Genomic DNA, 923 nt, shown 5'->3' with positions numbered 1-923 from the left:
ACTTTACTTTATAATTAAAATTATAATAATGATTAGAAATAATATAATTTATTTATTGTAAAAAAATAGAGGAGTGTTAAAATGAAATTGATTGTTTTTATGATTTTGACTATTAACCTTTTATCAGCTTGTGCGTTAGCACCAAAGCTAAAGCAACCAAATGATAGAAACCGTATACCGGTCAATAAAACAATCCCTGCCGAAATTCAGCGAGGAGCTATATGAAAAAGATTATAACAGCAATGATTATGTTCTTTGGAATACCAAGTCTAGCTTTGCCATCTATAAAACAAGGTCATGTAGTGGAAACGATTTCTCCTGAACTACAAAGGAAGTTAGCAAACAAAGTTCTTGAGTTATTAAATAAACAGATTAATAAAACAAAAGAACAAACCTACGAAATTGAAAAAATATATAACTCTATAACGGGTTATCGAATGCGAAACACCATCATGACAGAGGATAACGATCTTCTACTTACGGAGCCGCAACATATTTATGATGAGAATAAAGAAACAGAAATTTCTCCGGATTTTCCTCTATTGATTAAGAAGATTACAAAACAAGAAGAACATTCCGCACTATCTACCCATGCAATGCGCACACTTACTGATTTACGTAGCCAATATGCTTCTATTATGGATAAGGTTGTAAGTTTACAAATTTTTGAAGAAACAGAAAATCGTTTTGTACAAATTGCACAATATTTAATGGCGCTTAGAGATACACAAGATTTGAGAGCTGTTGTCGAGCTACAAACGCACATTAAAGGCATGCACGCTATGATCCAGAATGAATCTACAAAATTACAAATGATTGCGCATTTACGGAATGCAGAGCAAACACTGATCCGCCAGCAAAAATATAAACGCAACATAAAAATTTTAAACCATCAGAATAAAGGTATGCCACAAATAAAAGTC

The 923-nt window shown here is 32.3% G+C and carries 2 protein-coding genes; both read left to right on the top strand.

The genetic code is table 11. The features are described from left to right. Window positions 1-81: 81 nt before the first annotated feature. A complete protein-coding gene (locus FNZ60_RS09490) occupies window positions 82-225 on the top strand; it encodes a TrwH protein (protein WP_142416693.1) in 144 nt (47 codons plus the stop codon). Continuing rightward, the coding region (locus tag FNZ60_RS09485; RefSeq protein WP_142417296.1) for a TrbJ/VirB5 family protein at window positions 222-923 on the top strand (702 nt) is incomplete at its 3' end. The genes FNZ60_RS09490 and FNZ60_RS09485, both read left to right, overlap by 4 nt.

It is taken from the genome of Bartonella massiliensis (genome assembly GCF_902150025.1).
GTDB lineage: Bacteria > Pseudomonadota > Alphaproteobacteria > Rhizobiales > Rhizobiaceae > Bartonella > Bartonella massiliensis.
Note: the sequence above shows the minus strand (reverse complement) of the source record. Positions and strands in the feature narration are given on the sequence as shown.

What these genes read in the sequence shown, in the direction of transcription:
- FNZ60_RS09490 (WP_142416693.1), top strand. Translation starts at nt 82, where the DNA reads ATGAAATTGATTGTTTTTATGATTTTGACTATTAACCTTTTATCAGCT.